This is a genomic window from Micromonospora sp. CA-111912 (assembly GCF_050948415.1).
GTDB lineage: Bacteria > Actinomycetota > Actinomycetes > Mycobacteriales > Micromonosporaceae > Micromonospora.
The window spans coordinates 1,066,960-1,084,007 of sequence record NZ_CP192007.1 but is presented as its reverse complement, the minus strand read 5'-3'; the positions used below and the strand labels follow the sequence as shown (position 1 = coordinate 1,084,007).

12 protein-coding genes are annotated in these 17,048 nt (G+C 72.2%); 8 read left to right on the top strand and 4 right to left on the bottom strand.

Going from position 1 to position 17,048, the window contains the following annotated elements; translation table 11 throughout:
- Nucleotides 1-2 precede the first annotated feature (2 nt).
- The 3 genes from ACQPZO_RS05075 to ACQPZO_RS05065 are packed head-to-tail and all read left to right on the top strand — an operon-like array spanning nucleotide 3 to nucleotide 3,614.
- Nucleotides 3-1,235, top strand: a complete 1,233-nt coding sequence (locus ACQPZO_RS05075; protein ID WP_433347471.1) for a cytochrome P450 family protein — start codon at nucleotides 3-5, stop codon at nucleotides 1,233-1,235.
- Nucleotides 1,232-2,401 (top strand): cytochrome P450, encoded by a 1,170-nt coding sequence (locus ACQPZO_RS05070; RefSeq protein WP_433347469.1) that lies wholly within the window; start codon nucleotides 1,232-1,234, stop codon nucleotides 2,399-2,401. Before ACQPZO_RS05075 ends, ACQPZO_RS05070 begins: the two co-directional genes overlap by 4 nt.
- Nucleotides 2,391-3,614: a cytochrome P450 gene (locus tag ACQPZO_RS05065; protein WP_433347467.1), complete on the top strand. Its 1,224-nt coding sequence runs from the start codon at nucleotides 2,391-2,393 to the stop codon at nucleotides 3,612-3,614. Before ACQPZO_RS05070 ends, ACQPZO_RS05065 begins: the two co-directional genes overlap by 11 nt.
- Nucleotides 3,615-3,629: 15 nt before the next feature.
- Here the strand turns inward: ACQPZO_RS05065 and ACQPZO_RS05060 are convergent, their stop codons facing one another.
- Nucleotides 3,630-4,433: an AfsR/SARP family transcriptional regulator gene (locus ACQPZO_RS05060; RefSeq protein WP_433347465.1), complete on the bottom strand. Its 804-nt coding sequence runs from the start codon at nucleotides 4,431-4,433 to the stop codon at nucleotides 3,630-3,632.
- A gap of 524 nt (nucleotides 4,434-4,957) precedes the next feature.
- Here ACQPZO_RS05060 and nshR point away from each other — a divergent pair.
- Nucleotides 4,958-5,761 carry an NshR/TsnR family 23S rRNA methyltransferase gene (gene nshR / locus ACQPZO_RS05055; protein WP_433350811.1) on the top strand — a complete coding sequence of 268 codons (804 nt, stop codon included), beginning with the start codon at nucleotides 4,958-4,960 and terminating at the stop codon, nucleotides 5,759-5,761.
- A gap of 53 nt (nucleotides 5,762-5,814) precedes the next feature.
- Here the strand turns inward: nshR and ACQPZO_RS05050 are convergent, their stop codons facing one another.
- Entirely contained in the window at nucleotides 5,815-6,984 is a 1,170-nt protein-coding gene (locus ACQPZO_RS05050) for an acyl-CoA dehydrogenase family protein (RefSeq protein WP_433347463.1), read from the bottom strand.
- A gap of 245 nt (nucleotides 6,985-7,229) precedes the next feature.
- Here ACQPZO_RS05050 and ACQPZO_RS05045 point away from each other — a divergent pair, with 245 nt between their 5' ends.
- The 4 genes from ACQPZO_RS05045 (at nucleotide 7,230) to ACQPZO_RS05030 (ending at nucleotide 15,268) form a co-directional block, all read left to right on the top strand.
- Nucleotides 7,230-8,654, top strand: coding sequence for a UDP-glucose dehydrogenase family protein (locus tag ACQPZO_RS05045; protein ID WP_433347461.1), 1,425 nt, complete (start codon nucleotides 7,230-7,232; stop codon nucleotides 8,652-8,654).
- Between the two features lie 162 nt (nucleotides 8,655-8,816).
- Entirely contained in the window at nucleotides 8,817-13,736 is a 4,920-nt protein-coding gene (locus tag ACQPZO_RS05040) for an SCO7613 C-terminal domain-containing membrane protein (RefSeq protein ID WP_433347459.1), read from the top strand.
- Nucleotides 13,737-14,090: 354 nt separating this feature from the next.
- Nucleotides 14,091-14,588, top strand: coding sequence for an RICIN domain-containing protein (locus ACQPZO_RS05035; RefSeq protein ID WP_433347457.1), 498 nt, complete (start codon nucleotides 14,091-14,093; stop codon nucleotides 14,586-14,588).
- Nucleotides 14,589-14,743: 155 nt separating this feature from the next.
- The gene (locus ACQPZO_RS05030; RefSeq protein ID WP_433347455.1) at nucleotides 14,744-15,268 is read left to right on the top strand and encodes an RICIN domain-containing protein; all 525 of its coding nucleotides are present in this window, start codon (nucleotides 14,744-14,746) and stop codon (nucleotides 15,266-15,268) included.
- A 64-nt stretch (nucleotides 15,269-15,332) separates the two neighbouring features.
- Here ACQPZO_RS05030 and purE read toward each other — a convergent pair whose 3' ends face one another.
- Nucleotides 15,333-15,824, bottom strand: a complete 492-nt coding sequence (gene purE / locus ACQPZO_RS05025) for a 5-(carboxyamino)imidazole ribonucleotide mutase (RefSeq protein WP_387019994.1) — start codon at nucleotides 15,822-15,824, stop codon at nucleotides 15,333-15,335.
- 40 nt (nucleotides 15,825-15,864) lie between these two features.
- Complete coding sequence (locus ACQPZO_RS05020; protein WP_433347454.1) at nucleotides 15,865-17,025, bottom strand: 5-(carboxyamino)imidazole ribonucleotide synthase; 1,161 nt, start codon at nucleotides 17,023-17,025, stop codon at nucleotides 15,865-15,867.
- Between the last annotated feature and the right edge of the window lie 23 nt (nucleotides 17,026-17,048).

Sequence of the window (17,048 nt, the reverse complement as noted above, 5' to 3'; positions counted from 1 at the left end):
ATGTGACCGCTCGAACCTATCCTTTCACCCGCAACCGGCCGTTCGAGGAGCCGCCGGAGTGGTCCTGGCTGCGCGAGCACGCCCCCGTCTCCACGGTCAAGCTGGCCAGCGGCGACCCGGCCTGGGTGGTCACCCGCTACGAGGACGTCCGCGCCGCGATGACGGAACAGAGCTTCAGCCGCACCATCAACCGGGACGGCGCCGCGCGGGTCTCCACCGGATACCAGGCGGACAAGTCGAGCCCCGTCTTCAACTTCGGTGGTTCCATCTCCGAACCGCCCGGCCACACCCGCTGGCGCCGCATCGTCGCCAAGGCGTTCACGCAGCGCCAGGCGGACGTGATGCGGCCACGGATCGCCGCACACACCGAAGACATCCTCGACGAGATCACGGCGAGGGGCGATCGCTTCGACCTGATGGCCGACTTCGCCTACCAGCTGCCGATCCGAGTGATCTGCGACCTGCTCGGTATCGAGATCGAGAGCCGCCCCGAGTTCACCGAGCTGGCCGCCAAGCTCACCCGCCGGGACATGCAGTCGTCGTTCGCCGAGTTCGGCGAGGCGCTCGGCGGCATCGGCCGGTACGCCGCCATGCTGATCGCCCGCAAGCGGCGTGCCCTCGGCGACGACCTGCTCAGCAAGCTGATCGCGTTGAAGGACGAAGACGAGTCGCAGCTCTCCAACGAGGAACTCGTCTCGACCGTGATCCTCCTGCTCATGGCCGGCTACGAGAGCACCGCCGTCCAGCTGGGCAACGCGTTCTTCGCCCTGTTCCTCAACCCGTCGCAACTGACCGTGCTGCGTGAGCGCCCCGAGCTGATCGGCAACGCGGTGGAGGAGCTGATGCGCTGGGGGCAGATGGGCACTGGCTTCGCCGTCGCGAAGTCCGCCACCGCCGACATCGAGCTGGGCGGCGTCATGATTCCCGCCGGCGCGACGGTGTTCATCTCGCTCGGCTCGGGCAACCGGGACACGTCCGTCTTCGGGGTGGACGCCGATGTACTTGACCTGACCCGCCCGTCGGCCACCAGCCAGATCGCGTTCAGCTACGGGCCACACTACTGCCTGGGCGCGGCGCTGGCGCGGGCCGAGATGCAGGAGGCGATCTCCCGTATCCTGGCCCGCTTCCCCGACCTGCGCCCCGACGGCGAGCTGTCCGACGTGGTCCTGGCGAGCAACCTGTTCACGTACTACCCACGCGAGCTGCCGGTCACGACCGCCGAGAGGGCGCGATGACCACGTCGCCGCTCGCCACCGCAGACCTTCCCACCGGGCTGCGGTGGGACGCCGACCGCAGCCGGTTGAAGGTCCGCGACCCGCGCCTGGCGGAAATCGTCCTGCGCGACCCGCACATCATCACCGGGGTCGACCACGGCAAGTCGGACCGGCCGGGTGCCCTGCCGCCGCCCGGTCAGGCGCCCACGATCACCCAGTTCTTCGAGCTCTGGTACACCGTCGGCGAGCATTACCACGTCTTCAACACCGAGCTGCGCCGGGCGTTCACGGCCCGGACGGTGGGCGGCTTCGAAGCGACCTTCCTCGATCAGGCCGAGCGGTGTGTGACGGCCATGCCGCCCCGGGGCGACCTGGCCCGCGACTACCTCTCGCCGTACTTCATGAACAGCACCTTCCTCGTCATCGGAGTGCCCGAGGCGGAGTGGCCCCGGCTGACCAAGGTCGCCCGGTTGGTCATCCACCTGTTCAAGCAGCAGCTGCTGGGGGTCACCGAGTACGGCCCGCGGGAGGCGGCCGCCTTCGCGACGTCGATGCGCTACCTGAAGCAACTGACCGACCAGCTGCTCGCCGGTCCGGGCGAGGAGCCGTTCCTGCTGGCCGCCCGTCAACTGGCGCGGATCGACCCCAGCACCTGGCCGATCGCCGCCCTGATCGGGCAACTGCTCATGGCCGGCATCGAACCGATGATCGTCGGGTCGAGCATCGCCTGCCGGGACATCTGGTCCGCGCCGCACCTGCGCGACGCGATCCTGCGCGAGACCGTCGACGTGACCGACCTGGCCGAGGAGGTGCTGCGCCAGAACCCGCCGTTCGGCAACATCTTCCGCTTCGTCAGCGAACCGTGCGACTGCCTGGGGCTGCCGCTGCCCGCCGGCACGATCGTGGCGATCGACGTGGCCACGGTGAACCTGCAGCGGACCGCCGCCGCCGACCCGGCCCACGGCTGCCCGGTCCGCCCGAGCGAGGTGCTCACCTTCGGCAGGGGCACGCACTACTGCCTGGGTGCGCACAGCGCGCGGATCCAGATCGCGGCGGCGGTACGCCAGCTGGTCCACGGCCGACCCGAGCTGCGGATCGACGTCGCCGGCACACGGATCGACACCCACAACAACCTCAAAGAGGTACGCAGTATCCCGTACCGGATCGGGGACGAGGATGTCGACTGAGCCGGGCGCGGTCACCGCCCTTCCCGGCGAACCGCTGGTGACCGCCGGACGGGGGCCGACCGGCGAGCCGCTCCCGCCGGGTCTGCACTGGCGCCCCGACACCCGCCAGTGGGTGGTGCGCAGCCATGACCTCGCCGACGCCGTCCTGCGCGACCCGCACATCGGCACGGCGCTGGAACCCGATCGGGCCGGGATCCCGCTGCCCGGGGTGGCCGACGTCCCGTCCGTGGCCCAGTTCTTCGAGCTGTGGTACCACCGCGGCGCCAACCACCCGACGTTCAGTCGGGCGCTGCGTCGAGCGTATGCACCATCCTCGGTAGGCGAGTTCGTCGACGCGTTCGCCGACCTGGCCACCGCCCGAGCGGCGGCCCTGCCGCCGGCGGGTGACCTGGTAGCGGAGTTCATCGAGCCGTTCTGCCTGGACGGCACGTTCCGACTGATGGGCTTCCCGCCATCCCGATGGCCGGCGCTGGCCAAGATCTACAAGATCGTCATGTACGTCATCCGCGCCCGCTTCCGCGGCGTGCTCGACCTGCCAGAGCGGTCCACAGCGGCGTTCGCCGCCGCGATGCGCTACCTGCGGCAGGCCGTGGAGGCGTTGACTGCCGCGCCGGCTGCCACCCCGCTGGCGGCCTGCCTGCGGGCGTACGCCGAGGCGGAGGGCCCGGACCCGTGGGCGGACGTGGCGACGGTCGCCCAACTGCTGGCGGCCGGAGTCCCCCAGGTCTCCACCGGAATCGGCGTGGCCTGTCACGCGCTCTACGGCGACCGGGCGCTGCTGGCCTCGGCCAGGGCAGGCGGGGTCGAGCTGACGGATGTCGCCGAGGAGGCCATGCGGTTGTCGCCGCCGTTCCTCGGTGTCTATGGCTGGGTGACGACGGACTGCGACTGCCTGGGCGTACGGCTGCGACCACGCGACGCGGTCGTCGTCGACATAGCCGCGGTCAATCTCGACCCCGATCGGGTGCCGGAGCCGACCAGCTTCTGCCCCGGTCGCAGCCGTAGCGTCAACATCACCTTCGGCAAGGGCGCGCACTACTGTCTCGGCGCCGCCAGCGCACGCATGCAGGTCGTGGCTGGCCTGGCCGGGCTGGTCGGCCGCTGGGACGTGCACCCGGACGTCTCCGGCTTCCGGGTGACCGACGACGGCTTCGCCCGTACGGTGCACGCCCTGCCCTACCGGGTGGACGTCACCGGCCCGGCCGCCCGCTGAGTGGGCAGCGGGCGGCTAGGTCGGTAGCGACGCCGACCACGGCATCGCCGCCACGTCAGCGGGAATCCTCGGCTGCGGCACTGCCCGCCGCACCGCGTGCGTCGCCTGCCACGTCTCGGTCAGGTCCGTCGTCGCCTCGTCGGAGCTGAGCATGGAGCGGTGCAGGCGACGTAGGGCCGGCGCCGGTTCGAGACCGCGCTTCTCGGTGAGTCCCGTCCGGAGCCGTTGGTACGCCTCCAGTGCCTCGCACCGTCGTCCCGACCGATAGAGCGCGAGCATGAGATGAGCCACCAGGCCCTCGTGGGTAGGGTGCTGCGCGGTCACGGCGGAGAGCTCACCGAGCAGCTCGTGGTGGCGACCGAGGCGCAGGTCGGCCTCGATCCGACAGTCGAGGGCGTTGAGCCGGACCTCGCCGAGGCGCTGGGCGTATATCCGCAGTCGTCGGCCCGCCTGGACGTCCACCAGGGCCGGTCCCCGCCACCAGCTCAGCGCCTCGGCGAACGCGCGGGCCGCCGCGGCGTAGTCTTGCCGCTCCCGGGCACGGTGTCCCACGTTGGCGAGTCGCTCGAAGTGGCTGGCGTCGACGGAGTCGGCCGGCACCCGCAGTTGGTAGCCGGCGGACGTGGTCACGAGGACCTTCTTGGCGTCGTCCGCCACACCCGTCTGCCGCGCGGCGGCGTCGATCAGCTTGCGAAGGCTGAGGATGTAGGTCTGGGTCGTGGTGCGGGCGTTGCGGGGCGGTGACTCCTGCCATAACTCGGAGATGAGCACATTTATGGGGACCACATCATTGGTGTGCGCGGCCAATACGGCGAGCACTGTGCGGGGTTTGGCCGCTGTCGGAGCGATGGGTCGATTGTGATGAGTGGCGGCGAGCGGGCCAAGGATGGCGATACGCAACGTTCGTCCCCTCTATTAATTGCACGGCCGATCAGCACGTTCTGCACGGCACTGAGACTCGCAGCCCGCAGCCCGACCAACCCAGAGCATAACGGATCTTGACGCTCCGCATGCCTCGAAGATTGACGGCAGCCGTCACCGTCCGCAATGTCCGCGAGGTCCGGGCGCATGTCGGCGACCCGCCCCCGCCCCCTGGCTGGCCATCGCGGAAGCCCTGCCCCCGTTGACAGGACGAGGAGCCGCCGCATTGAGGTGTCCGGCAATTGACTCTTTCGTACTCCTCCCGGCCGACGCGACCATGGCCGAGTGTGCTCGGATGGCAGCGGAGAGCAACTGCGGGGACGCCCGTCGCGGCGCGCCCGTCGGCGGTCGGGCACCGGGCGCCGACACGGAGGCCCCCGCCCCTTCGACTCCGCTGAGCCGTTGTTCCCCCGTGCTAAAGTCTGCGCGTGCTCGACATAATCACCACGAGGTCCGATCCTGCCGTTCAGCGAATCATCGACGTCACGAAGCACTCGAGGTCCATTATTCGGACGGCGCTGATTGAGGACGCGGAGCCTCTCGTGCAGTGCATTCGCGCGGGCGTGGAGTTTGTCGAGGTCTACGGGATCGACACCAATCCCGTGCCGGATGCGCTTCTCACCGCCTGTCGGCAGCGAAAAATTCCGATCCGGCTGATCGAATCGTCGATCGTGAAGCAGATTTTCAAGACCGACAAGATACCCAAGACATTCGGAATCGCCCGGGTGCCGAGGCCGTGGGGCTTGAACGATCTGGCCAGCTCGACCGGCGATGTCATCGTCCTCGATGGCGTGAAGATCGTCGGCAACATCGGGGCCATCGTGCGGACGTCGTTCGCGCTTGGCTCCGCGGGCATCGTGCTCGTGGACAGTGATCTTGTCAGCATCGCGGATCGCCGCCTGGTGAGGGCGAGCCGGGGATACGTCTTCTCACTGCCCGTCATTCTCGCGTCGCGGACGGAGGCAGTCGACTACTTCCGGGGCAAGGACATGCGACTGATGGCCTTCGACGCTGACGGGAAGTTTGCCGTCAGCGATCTCCGCAACGTCGACGAGCGGTTGGCACTCCTGTTCGGCAGCGAGAAGACCGGCACGTCGAGCGACTTCGAGGAAATCTCGGCCGGCTCGGTCTCGATTCCCATCAATCCCGCCGCCGAGTCGCTCAACGTCTCCGTCTCCGCCGGTATCGCGCTGTACGAGAGGGTCGCCCGCAACCTCCCCCGTTGAGCCGAGCGGTAGCCGACCGCGCTACCGCGACGACACCGGCGCTCCTCCGGTCGCTACGCGAGGCCCTTGAGGAGTTGACGGGCCATCACGATCCGTTGCACCTGGTTCGTGCCCTCGTAGATCTGGGTGATCTTGGCGTCCCGCATCATCCGCTCGACCGGGTAGTCCCGGGTGTAGCCGTAGCCACCGAGCAGCTGTACCGCGTCGGTGGTGATCTCCATGGCCGCGTCCGAGGCGAAGCACTTGGCCGCAGCGCCGAAGTAGGTCAGGTCGGCGTCGCCCCGCTCGGACTTGCCGGCGGCCGTGTACGTGAGCTGCCGGGCCGCCTCCAGTTTCATGCCCATGTCGGCGAGCATGAACTGGATGCCCTGGAACTCGGCGACCGGCTTGCCGAACTGCTTGCGCTCGAGCACGTACCCCTTGGCGTAGTCGAGCGCCCCCTGGGCGATGCCGACGGCCTGCGCGGCGATGGTGACCCGGGTGTGGTCCAGGGTCCTCATCGCGGTGCCGAAGCCGGTGCCCTCGGCGCCGATCATCCGGTCGGCCGGGATGCGGACGTTGTCGAAGTAGACCTCGCGGGTCGGCGAGCCCTTGATGCCGAGCTTCTTCTCCGGGGCGCCGAAGCTGACCCCCGGGTCGGACTTCTCGACGACGAACGCCGAGATGCCCCTCGACCGGGCTGTGGGATCCGTCACGGCGAAAACCGTGTAGTACTCCGAGACGCCCGCGTTGGTGATCCACCGCTTCACGCCGTTGAGCACCCAGTGGTCGCCGTCGCGGACCGCCCTGGTGGTCATCGAGGCCGCGTCGCTGCCGGCCTCCGGCTCGGAGAGGCAGTACGAGAACATCGCGTCACCGGCGGCGACCGGGGTGAGGTACCTGCGCTTGAGCTCCTCGGAGCCGGCCAGGATCAGCGGCAGGGTGCCCAGCTTGTTCACCGCCGGGATCAGCGAGGACGAGGCACAGGCCCGGGCCACCTCCTCGATCACGATGGCCGTGGCCAGGGCGTCCGCGCCGGCCCCGCCGTACTCGACGGGGATGTGCGGGGCGTGGAAGTCGGCCGAGCGGAGCGCGTCGTAGGACGCCTTCGGGAACTCGCCCGTCTCGTCCGCCTCGGCGGCGTGCGGCGCCACCTTCGCGGCACAGACCTCACGCACCGCCTCGCGGATCGCCCCGTGTTCCTCGGGCAACCGGTAGACGTCGAACGACTGCTCTGCGGCCATGTCGGCCCCTCCCCTTCACCGCTATCATGCGCAGTCTGTAGCGTTTCGGAACCGCCGACCGCGCAGACTGAAGGATAGCCACCAGCGCTCAGGTGATCCTTACCGCCGCGTAGGCTCGGGCCTGACGGAGGCGTCGATACGGCACGACGCGCACAAAACAACACAATTCCCTTCGGTGCCCGGCAAGGCGCCACAGCCGAACGCGACGCGAGAAAGCGCCGCCAGCGCGAGCGGAGAAGACAGGCGTGACGATCCCGTACCCGAACCAACCGATGCCGGCCATCGCTGCGGTGACGCCGCCGTCGGGCGCGGCCCGTCCCCGGGTCACCTTCCTCGGCACCGGGTACCTCGGTGCGACGTACGCCATCTGTTATGCCGAGCTCGGCTACGAGGTGCTCGGCTTCGACGTCGACGTGGAGAAGATCACCAAGCTGAACGCCGGCGAGGTGCCGATCCACGAGCCCGGCCTCGACGAACTGCTGCGGCGCAACCTGGCCGCCGGCCGGCTGCGGTTCAGCACCGACATCGCCGAGACCGCCGAGTTCGGCGACGTGCACTTCATCTGCGTCGGGACCCCGCAGCGGGCCGACGGGATGGGCGCGGACCTGTCGTACGTCGAGGCGTCGGTGACCAGCCTGGCCCAGCACCTCACCCGCAAGGCGCTGATCGTCGGCAAGTCCACCGTCCCGGTGGGCACCGCCGAGTGGGTGGAGCAGCTCGTCGGCAAGCACACCCCGGCCGACCTCGGGGTCGAGGTGGCGTGGAGCCCGGAGTTCCTCCAGGAGGGCTTCGCCGTCGACGACGTACTACGCCCCAACCGGATCGTGGTGGGCGTCAAGAGCGAGTGGGCCAACGGCATGCTCTACGCCGCCCACAAGGGCGTCTTCGACCTGGCCGCCACGGAGGACCGGGAGGTCCCGCTGGTGGCCACCGACTTCGCCACCGCCGAGTTGGTCAAGGTCGCCGCGAACGCCTTCCTGGCCACCAAGATCTCGTTCATCAACGCGATGGCCGAGGTCTGCGAGGCCTCCGGCGGCGACGTCACCCAGCTCGCCCGCGCCATCGGGTACGACCCCCGGATCGGCAACCGGTTCCTCCAGGCCGGCCTCGGCTTCGGCGGGGCCTGCCTGCCCAAGGACATCCGCGCCTTCCAGGCCCGCGCCCAGGAGCTGGGCGCCGGCGAGGCCCTGCGCTTCCTGCACGAGGTCGACCTGATCAACCTGCGTCGCCGTACCCGGGTCGTCGGGCTCGCCGCCGAGCTGCTCGGCCGCCGCTCCGGGCCGGCCGGCCCGGACCTGTCCGGCACCCGGGTCGCCGTGCTCGGCGCGACCTTCAAGCCCAACACCGACGACGTACGCGACGCCCCGGCGCTCGCCGTCGCCGGGCTGCTCGGCAAGGCCGGGGCGGACGTGCACGTCTACGACCCGCAGGGCGCCGAGAACGCCCGCCGGGTGGCCCCCGAGCTGACGTACGAGACCAGCATGGCCGACGCGGTGACCGGGGCGGACCTGGTCTGCGTGCTCACCGAGTGGGCCGACTTCCGCAACGCCGACCCGGTGGCCCTCGGCGAGCTGGTCGCCGGCCGTCGGGTGGTCGACGGCCGCAACTGCCTCGACTCGACACTGTGGACGCAGGCCGGCTGGGAGTACCGGGGCATGGGCCGCCCCTGATCCACCTCGACACCGACGACGGCCGGCCGCGGCACCCCGCCGCGGCCGGCCGTCGGCTGTTCGTCACCGTCAACCCGCCGACAGGTGTCGAAATCCGCGCCGGCTCAGGGCATGCTGCGACAGTGGGAGTCCACAGTGCGGGCCAGCGGGTGGAGGGGTGTCGTGCAGACCTTTCAGTGCTCCTCGTGCGGCCGGGAGATCAAGCCGGCCGCCAAGTGCCCGCACTGCGGCGCGCACCAGCCCCAGTGGGCCGGGCACCTGGCGGACGTCGAACGCTCGATCGCGGAGATGAAGGCCCGCGAGGCCGCCATCGCCGCCGAGCAGCGGCAGATCGCCGCGAAGATGCAGGCCGCGCTCTTCCAGCGGGACATCCTCGCGCACGCCGGTGAGGAGCGGACCAAGCAGACCGCCCGCCCCCGGCGGGTGCTGCGCCGCCGGCCGGGTCGCCGCCCGCCCACCGCCGCCGCCGGCGCGCCGCCCCGGGTGCCCCGGCAGGGCGCCGCACCGCCCCGGCCGGAGGACCCGCCCCCACCGTCGGCGGCCCGCTGGCTGGACGCCGACGACCCTGAGCACCCGCCGGAGGCGTCCTCGCGGGAGGTGCAGAACATCCCCCTCGGGCTGGGCGCGCTGCTGCTCGCCGTGGCCGCGGTGGTCTTCGCCGCGGTGGCCACCAGCTCGATGGACGCCCTGTCCCGGCTGGGCATCCTGCTCGTCGCGACGGTGCTGCTGCTGCTGGCCCCGCCGGCGCTGGCCCGGCGCGGGCTCACCTCGACCGCCGAGACGATCGCCGCCGTCGGTCTGCTGCTGGTGCCGCTGGCCGGTTACGCGCTGTGGGCGGTGGACCGGATCGGCGGCGGGGGCGCGTCCGGGGCGGTCTTCGCCGGGGTGATCTTCGCCGTCACGGCCGCCGTCGGGTTCGGCTACGCGCTCTGGACGGGGCTGCGCGCCCCCCGCTTCGCCGCCGTGCTGGCCGCGCAGCCGGTGCTGCCGCTGCTGGCCTACGAGTGGGTCACCGGGCCGGCCGGCTGGGCGCTGGTGCTGACCGTGGTCGCCGTCGTGGACCTGGTGCTGGCCCGCTCCCCGGTCACCGTCGAGCGGCCGGTGCGCGAGGACCTGCCGACGCCCCCGGCCGCGCCGGCCGCCTCCGCCGCCCCACCGCCCCGCCGCCCCACCGAGGACGGCCGTCCGGAGGGCGCCCCGGAGGAGTCCGGCGAGGTGCTCGACGGCACCGGTGGCGCGCCCGTCGCCGCCGCGCCGGCCCGCCCGGTCCCGGCGCTGGGCGCGCTGACCTGGCTGTTGCACGCCGTGGCGGTGGCGCTGGCCCTCGCGTACGCGGTGACCGCGCTGCTGCGCGCCGCAACGGTGCCGGCAGCGGCCGGGGCGGGCGCGGTGCTGCTGCTGGCCGCGCTGGTGGGGCTGGGCGGGGCGCTGGTGCTGCGCCGCCCGCCACTGCCCGACGTGGCCGCCGGCATCCTCACCCTCGCGGTGATCGGCGCGCTGGGCCGGGTCGCCTCGGTGGCCTTCCCCGGCCGGGCCCTGCTGCTGATCGCCGCCGTCATCACCCTCACCGGGCTGGCCGTGCGGGCCGTACCCGAAGCCGCCCGGCGTGGGCCGCAGCTCGCCTCGGCCGCGGCGCTCACGGTCAGCGGCCTGGTGGTGGCCGGCGGCGCGCTGCGCGCCGGGCTGGCCCCGGCGCGGGCCGCCCTCCCGGCCTGGGCGGCGGACCTCGCCCGTTACCCGGCCGAGCTGGCCGCCTCGGTCGGGCCTGCGGCCTGGCAGCTCGCCGCCAGCGCCTTCCTGCTCACCGTCGCCGCGGTGCTGGCCCTGCCGCCGGAGATCCGCCGCGAGTTCGCGGTGGTCGGGGCGGCGCTGACGGCGCTCGCCGTGCCGGCGTCGTTCGGCCTGGGCTGGGTGGCCGCGCCGTGGCCGATGGTGCTGGTCGCGATCGGCATCGGCGCGGCCGGGCTCACCGCCAGCACGACGCGGGCCGCCACGGTGCACGCGGTCTCCGCAGCCGTGGTGGGCCTGCTCGGCGCGGGCGCCGGGCTGGCCCGGCCGGCGCTGACCGCCGCCGTGCTGCTCGCCCTCTTCCTGGCCGGCGCGCTGATCGCGGTGGCGCCCCGGATTCGGATCACCCCCGCCACGGCAGGCGTCGTCTCCGCCTGGGCTGCCGGCGGCGCTGCGTTCGCCCTGCCCGGGGCGGTCGCCGCGTTCGTCGCCGCGACCATGCCGACCGATCCGACGCCGACCCCGGCGAGCCTGCGCGAGGCCACCGTGCCGGTGCTGGCGGCGAGCTTCCTGGCGGTCTGCGTCACCCTCGGTTACGCCGCCATGGTGCAGGTGTCCGAGCGGCACATCCCGGCGCCGCTGGCCATGGGCACCGGCCTCGGGGCGCTGGCGGTGACCGCCGCCGCGTTCGGCGCGCCCGGGGCCACCGTCGCGGACGCCTGGGTGGGCGGGCTGCTGTTCGTGGCCGGGGTGCTGGTCTTCCTGGCCCCGTCGATCGACGCGGGCCGCCGCTCCGACCTGGCCATGGACGGCTCCGACCTGGCCGCCGCCGCGGTCACCGCGGCGCTGATCGCCACCCTGGTCCGGATCGGGGCGGTGCTCACCCCCGGCGGGCAGCTCGTGGTCGCCGCCGCGCTGGTGGCGGTGGTCGCCGTCGCGGCCCGGGCGATGCCCGAACAGTGGCGGCGCGGGCCGATCCTCGGGCTCGCCGTCGGCGGCACCCTGATCGGGCTGCTCGCCGGCTGGAGCGCGCTGCGCGGCGGGTGGGGCGTGCTGGCCACCCCGGGCCCGATCTGGGCCGGCGACCTGTCCGGCTGGCCGGCCGCGCCGGTCGGCGGGTCCACCTGGCAGGCGCCTGTCGCGCTGGCGCTGCTCGGCGTCGCGGCCGGGGTGCTGCTGCCGGCCCCCTGGAAGTACGACGTCTCGGGCGTCGCCGCCGTCCTGGCCACCATCGGGGCGCCGGCCGCCTTCGACCTGCCCTGGTGGTCGCCGGTGCTGGTCGGCCTGGCCGTCGCCACGGCCTTCGGCACGGCCGCGGCGGCCTCGATCGACCCGCGCGCCGGGCTGTCCCGGGCCACCGTGGCCGGGGCCGTCGCCCTGCACGCGGCCGGTGCCGGGCTGGTCCGGCCGTGGACGACCGCGCTGGCGCTGGGCGGCATCGCGCTGATCGGCGTCGTCGTGGCCACCCTGGCTCGGGTGTTCGCCGCCCCGCTGGTCGAGGACGTCGACACCGAGGGGATGCCGCCGCACCTGGTGCAGGTCGGTGGGGCCGCCGCCGGGGCCGCGCTGCTCGCGTTGCCCGGCGCGGTGGCCGCCCTGGCCGCCGAGTTCGGCCGGTCGCCCGAGGTGGTGCTGACCGCCGCGCTGGCCGCGTCCAGCCTGGGTCTGGCCGCGATCGCCGCGGTCCGCCGGCAGGTGCCGCAGTATCTCCCGTACGCCAGTGCGGCCGTGGTGGGCGGCGCGACGGTCAGCGCGGTCGCCGCGATCGTGACCGGCCTGCCCGCCGGCGTGTACGCGGCGGCGGGCGCGCTGCTCGGGGTGCTCGCCGAGCTGGTCCGCGCCGCCACCGTCCCGCCGGCCGGCTCGGCCCAGCCGGTCCGGCGCTGGTCGGTGCTGCTCGACGGTGCCCTGCGCCGGGCGCCCGACGACGATCCGGCGGTGCCGCGCTGGCGGGTCAGCCCGGCGGCCGGGGCGCTGGCCGCCGCCGCGCTGCCGACCGCGCTGGCCGTGGCCTCGCTCGCCCCCACGCTGATGGTGGCGCTGGTCGAGCCGTACCGGTCGCTGGGCCGGGTGTGGCAGGGGCCGCCGCCGGAGCTGATCATCCCGCCCGCCAACGCGGTCGACCCGGCACACGTGCTGACGGCGCTGTTGCTCACCGTGACCGCGGCGCTGGCCGCCGTCGGGTTCAGCGGCGGGCGACGGTCCCGGGCCGTGCCGGTGGTGCTGCCCGGCGCGGCGATGACCCTGCTGATCACACCGATCGCCCTGGGGCATGGCTGGCCGGTGAGCACGCTTGCGGCGCTGTCGGTGTTCACCATCTCGATGCTGGGGCTGGCGCTCACCCCGCCTCCGCCGCTGGCGGAGCGGGCCCGGTCGCTGCGCATCGCCCGGGTGCTGGTCTTCGTCATCGGGCTGGCCGGCGGCGGGGCTGGGCTGCTCGGCAGCCTGGCCACCCGGGAGCTGACCCTGTTCACCCTGGGCGGGGCGATGGGCGTCGGCATCGTCGCCGCCCTGTACGGCACCACCCAGCGGGCCCGCATCCTGGGCTGGTTGTTCGCTTCGCTGATGGCGCAGTTGTTCGTCCTCGTCGCCGGCCTGGTGGCCGGGCTGGCCGCGGTCTGGTCCGCGTTCGGGGTGCTGGCGGTCGGGGCGGCCCTACAGGTATTCGCCGCGACCCTGCCCCGGCTGCGCCGCCCCGAGGCGCAGCGCGAGGCGGCCACGGTGGAGTGGAGCGGGTACGCCGCCGCGCTGATCGCCCTGGCGCTGGCCTTCGACTCGCCCCGGCACATCGCCGCGTTGCTTGCCGCCTGGGGCGCCGTGCTCGGGGTGGCCGCCGCCCGGCCGGGCCGTCGGCCGGTGGAGCGGCAGATCCTGTTCTGGGCGGTGGTGTTCTGCGAGATCGTCGCCTGGTGGATCCTGATGCGGGTCGCCGACGTGGCACTGCCGGAGGCGTACACGCTGCCGTTCGCGGCGCTGGCTCTGCTGGTCGGGGTGCTGGAGCTGCGGCACCGGCCGGACCTGTCGAGCTGGGTGGCGTACGGGCCGGCGCTGGTCGCCGCGTTCGTGCCGACTCTGGCGATCGTGCTGGCCACCGAATCCAGCATGCTGCGCCAGGTGCTGCTGCTGCTCGGCGCGGTGGCGGTGCTGATCTTCGGCACCACCAGCCAGCAGCAGGCCCCGGTGATCGTCGGGGCGGCCGTCACCGCGATCGCGGCGATACACGCGCTGTTCAGCCTCGGCCCGTGGCTGGTGCTGATTCCGGCCGGGCTGGTCCTGCTGGTCCTCGGCGCGAGCAACGAGCGTCGACGCCGCGCCCAGGAGCGGCTCCAGACGGCGCTGCGCGGCATGCGCTGAGGCGCGGGAGAGGCCCCCGAACAGACGCCCGCCCGTTGCCGGCCCCGTCGACGCTGGAACAACTGGCCCGAAACGGCCACAGAGCACCGCCCTTTGTCAGGAAAGCTGCGCACCAGGACGAGTGCAATTCTTGATAGAAATCGACGCAATGCACGGGCGGCGAGAATTCGGCCGAAGACGACGCCGTATCGGGGAGTTCACCGACAGACCACCCATAAGCAGTCAACCTGACACGCAGTAGATATTGCAACTACTTGCGGTGAGTGTTGCGACCATGCTAATTTTCTATCCGCCAAGAGTTGGCGCATATCAATATGCAGGCCACCTTGCAACCGCGCCTGCGGAAGGAGCCCCGTGAGCCGAATCAAACGGACTTTTCTGGCGGCCAGCCTTGCTCTCGCCACCGCCACGGCAGCCATCCTCGTCAACACCTCTCCCGCTTCGGCCGCACCGGTCTACACCGCCATCGTCAACCGGGTGAGCGGAATGTGCCTGGACGTGCCGGGCGGCACCACCGACAACAAGAAGGCTGTCCAGCAGTATCACTGCAACGGCGGTGCCAACCAGCAGTGGGAGTACATCCCGGGCCCGTACGCCGGCTACGGGCAGCTACGCAACATCGCCAGCCAGAAATGCCTCGACGTCCGTGACGAGTCCCTCTCCCCCGGTGCCGTCATCCAGCAGTACACCTGCCTCAGCGGCACCAATCAGCAGTGGACCTTCACCGGCACCGGAAACCTGCAGGTCCTGCACAGCGGTGGCTGCGCCCGCGCGGTGAGCCTGGCGTACAAGACGGGGATCGAACAGGGCGTCTGCACCTGGGGATACGTGTTCTGGGACGCGTATCTCTGACCCAGGCCGATTCACTCGCAGGAAATGCACTTCGACGCCACCCCACCGTTATCCGCATCCGAACGCAGGCCGCACCGGCGACCGACTCGGTAAGCAGACGCTTCCGTCCAGGAGTGGCTCCAGCGAAAACCCCGAATAGCTTGCAGAGGAGCACCATGTCCAAATTCAGACGTAGCCTACCCGCCGCCGTCGTGGCCATCCTCATCACCGCCCTCGGCGCAATTGGCGGCTCGGCACCGGCGTCCGCGAAGGAGTCGGCCTCGTTGGCCGGCGTGAGCATCGTCAACCGCGCGAGCGGAATGTGCCTGGATGTGCCCGGCGGTTCCACCGAGAACAAGCTGCAGGTCCAGCAGTACAACTGCAACGGTGGCGTCAACCAGCAGTGGGAGTACCTGCCCGGCGCGTACGCCGGTTTCGGCCAACTGCGGAACGTGGCCAGCCAGAAATGCCTCGATGTCCGCGCCACCAGCACCTCGATCGGCGCGGTCGTCCAGCAGTACATCTGCATGGACGTGCCGAACCAGCAGTGGTCGTACTCGTCGGGCACCGGATACCTGATGGCCCTGCACAGCGGGATGTGCGCGGGCGTGTACAGCCTGGTGAACAAGGAGAAGGTCTACCAGGCGGTCTGCGGTGGCGGCAGCCAACTGGTCTTCACCACCTGGAACGCCAGCATCTAGCGAAACGTGCGCTCAGCCCGGCCGCGACCACGCGCCGGGCTGAGTGTCGCGAGCCGGGTGGCGGTCAGCCCAGCGAGGCGTGCAGGGCGGCCTCCTTCTCGGCGACCAACTCCTCCAGGCTCTCCTGGTAGGCGACCATGCGCGCCCGCAGTTCCTCGTCGGCGGCGGCCAGGATGCGGACGGCGAGCAGCCCGGCATTGCGGGCGTTGCCGATCGACACGGCGGCCACCGGCACGCCGGCCGGCATCTGGACGATGGACAGCAGCGAGTCCATCCCGTCGAGGTACTTCAGCGGCACCGGCACGCCGATCACCGGCAGCGGGGTGACCGAGGCGACCATGCCGGGCAGGTGGGCGGCCCCACCGGCCCCCGCGATGATCACCTTGAGCCCCCGGTCGGCGGCGGTGCGGCCGTACTCGATCATCTTGCCGGGGGTGCGGTGGGCGGAGACCACGCCGACCTCGTAGCCGACCCCGAACTCGGCCAGGGTCTCGGCGGCGGCCTTCATGGTCGGCCAGTCCGAGTCGCTGCCCATGATCAACCCGACGGTGCTCATGCTGGTCTGCCTCTCGTTGACGACTGCGGGGGTCGCAGGCTCACTGGTGGCCCTCGCGGAGCCAGCGGGCGGCCCGGGCGGCCCGCGCCCGTACGTCGTCCAGGTCGGCACCGAGCACCGTGACGTGGCCGATCTTGCGGCCGGGGCGCACCTGCTTGCCGTACAGGTGCACCTTCGCGCCCGGCTCGGCGGCGAAGAGGTGGTGCAGCCGCTCGTCGATCGACATCCCGCCCGGCTCGCCGCCGAGCACGTTCGCCATCGCCACCGCCGGGGCGGTCAGCGCGGTGTCCCCCATCGGGTAGTCCAGCACGGCCCGCAGGTGCTGCTCGAACTGCGAGGTCCGGGCCCCCTCGATCGTCCAGTGGCCCGAGTTGTGCGGGCGCATGGCCAGCTCGTTGACCACCAGCCCGGCCGGCGTCTCGAACAGCTCCACGGCGAGCAGGCCGACCACGCCGAGCGCGGTGGCCAGGTCGATGGCGAGCTGCTGGGCGGCGACGGCCCGCTCCTCGTCCAGGCCCGGCGCCGGGGCCAGCACCTCGACGCAGATCCCGTCGACCTGCACCGTCTCCACCACCGGGTACGCGGCGACCTGCCCGAACGGCGAGCGGGCCACCTGCACGGCCAGCTCCCGGCGCAGCGCCACCCGCTCCTCGACGATCAGGCTGGTCCCCCCGGCGAGCAGGGTGGCGGCCATCTCGGCAGCCTGCTCGGCGTCGTCGACCAGCCAGACGCCCCGGCCGTCGTACCCGCCCCGAGCGGCCTTCAGCACCACCGGCCAGCCCTGGGTCTCGCCGAAGGCGACCAGGTCGGCGGGCTCGGCGACCGGTCGCCACACCGGGTTCGGTGCGCCCAGCGCGGCGAGCCGCTCCCGCATGACCCGCTTGTCCTGCGCGTGCAGCAGCGCGTCGGCCGGCGGGAAGAGGCTCACCCCCTCGGCCGCGAGGGCGCGGATGTGCTCCGTCGGCACGTGCTCGTGGTCGAAGGTGACCACGTCGCAGCCCTCGGCGAAGGCACGCAGGGCGGCGAGGTCGGTGTGGTCGCCGTATTGGACGTCGGCGGCGACCAGGGCCGCGCCGTCGTCCGGGGCCTGCGCGAGCACGCGCAGCGACTGACCGAGGGCGATCGAGGCCTGGTGGGTCATCCGGGCCAGCTGGCCGCCCCCCACCATGCCGACAACAGGCAGACCGGTTCGGGTATCCATCTCGCCCGCCAGCCTAGCGGCGT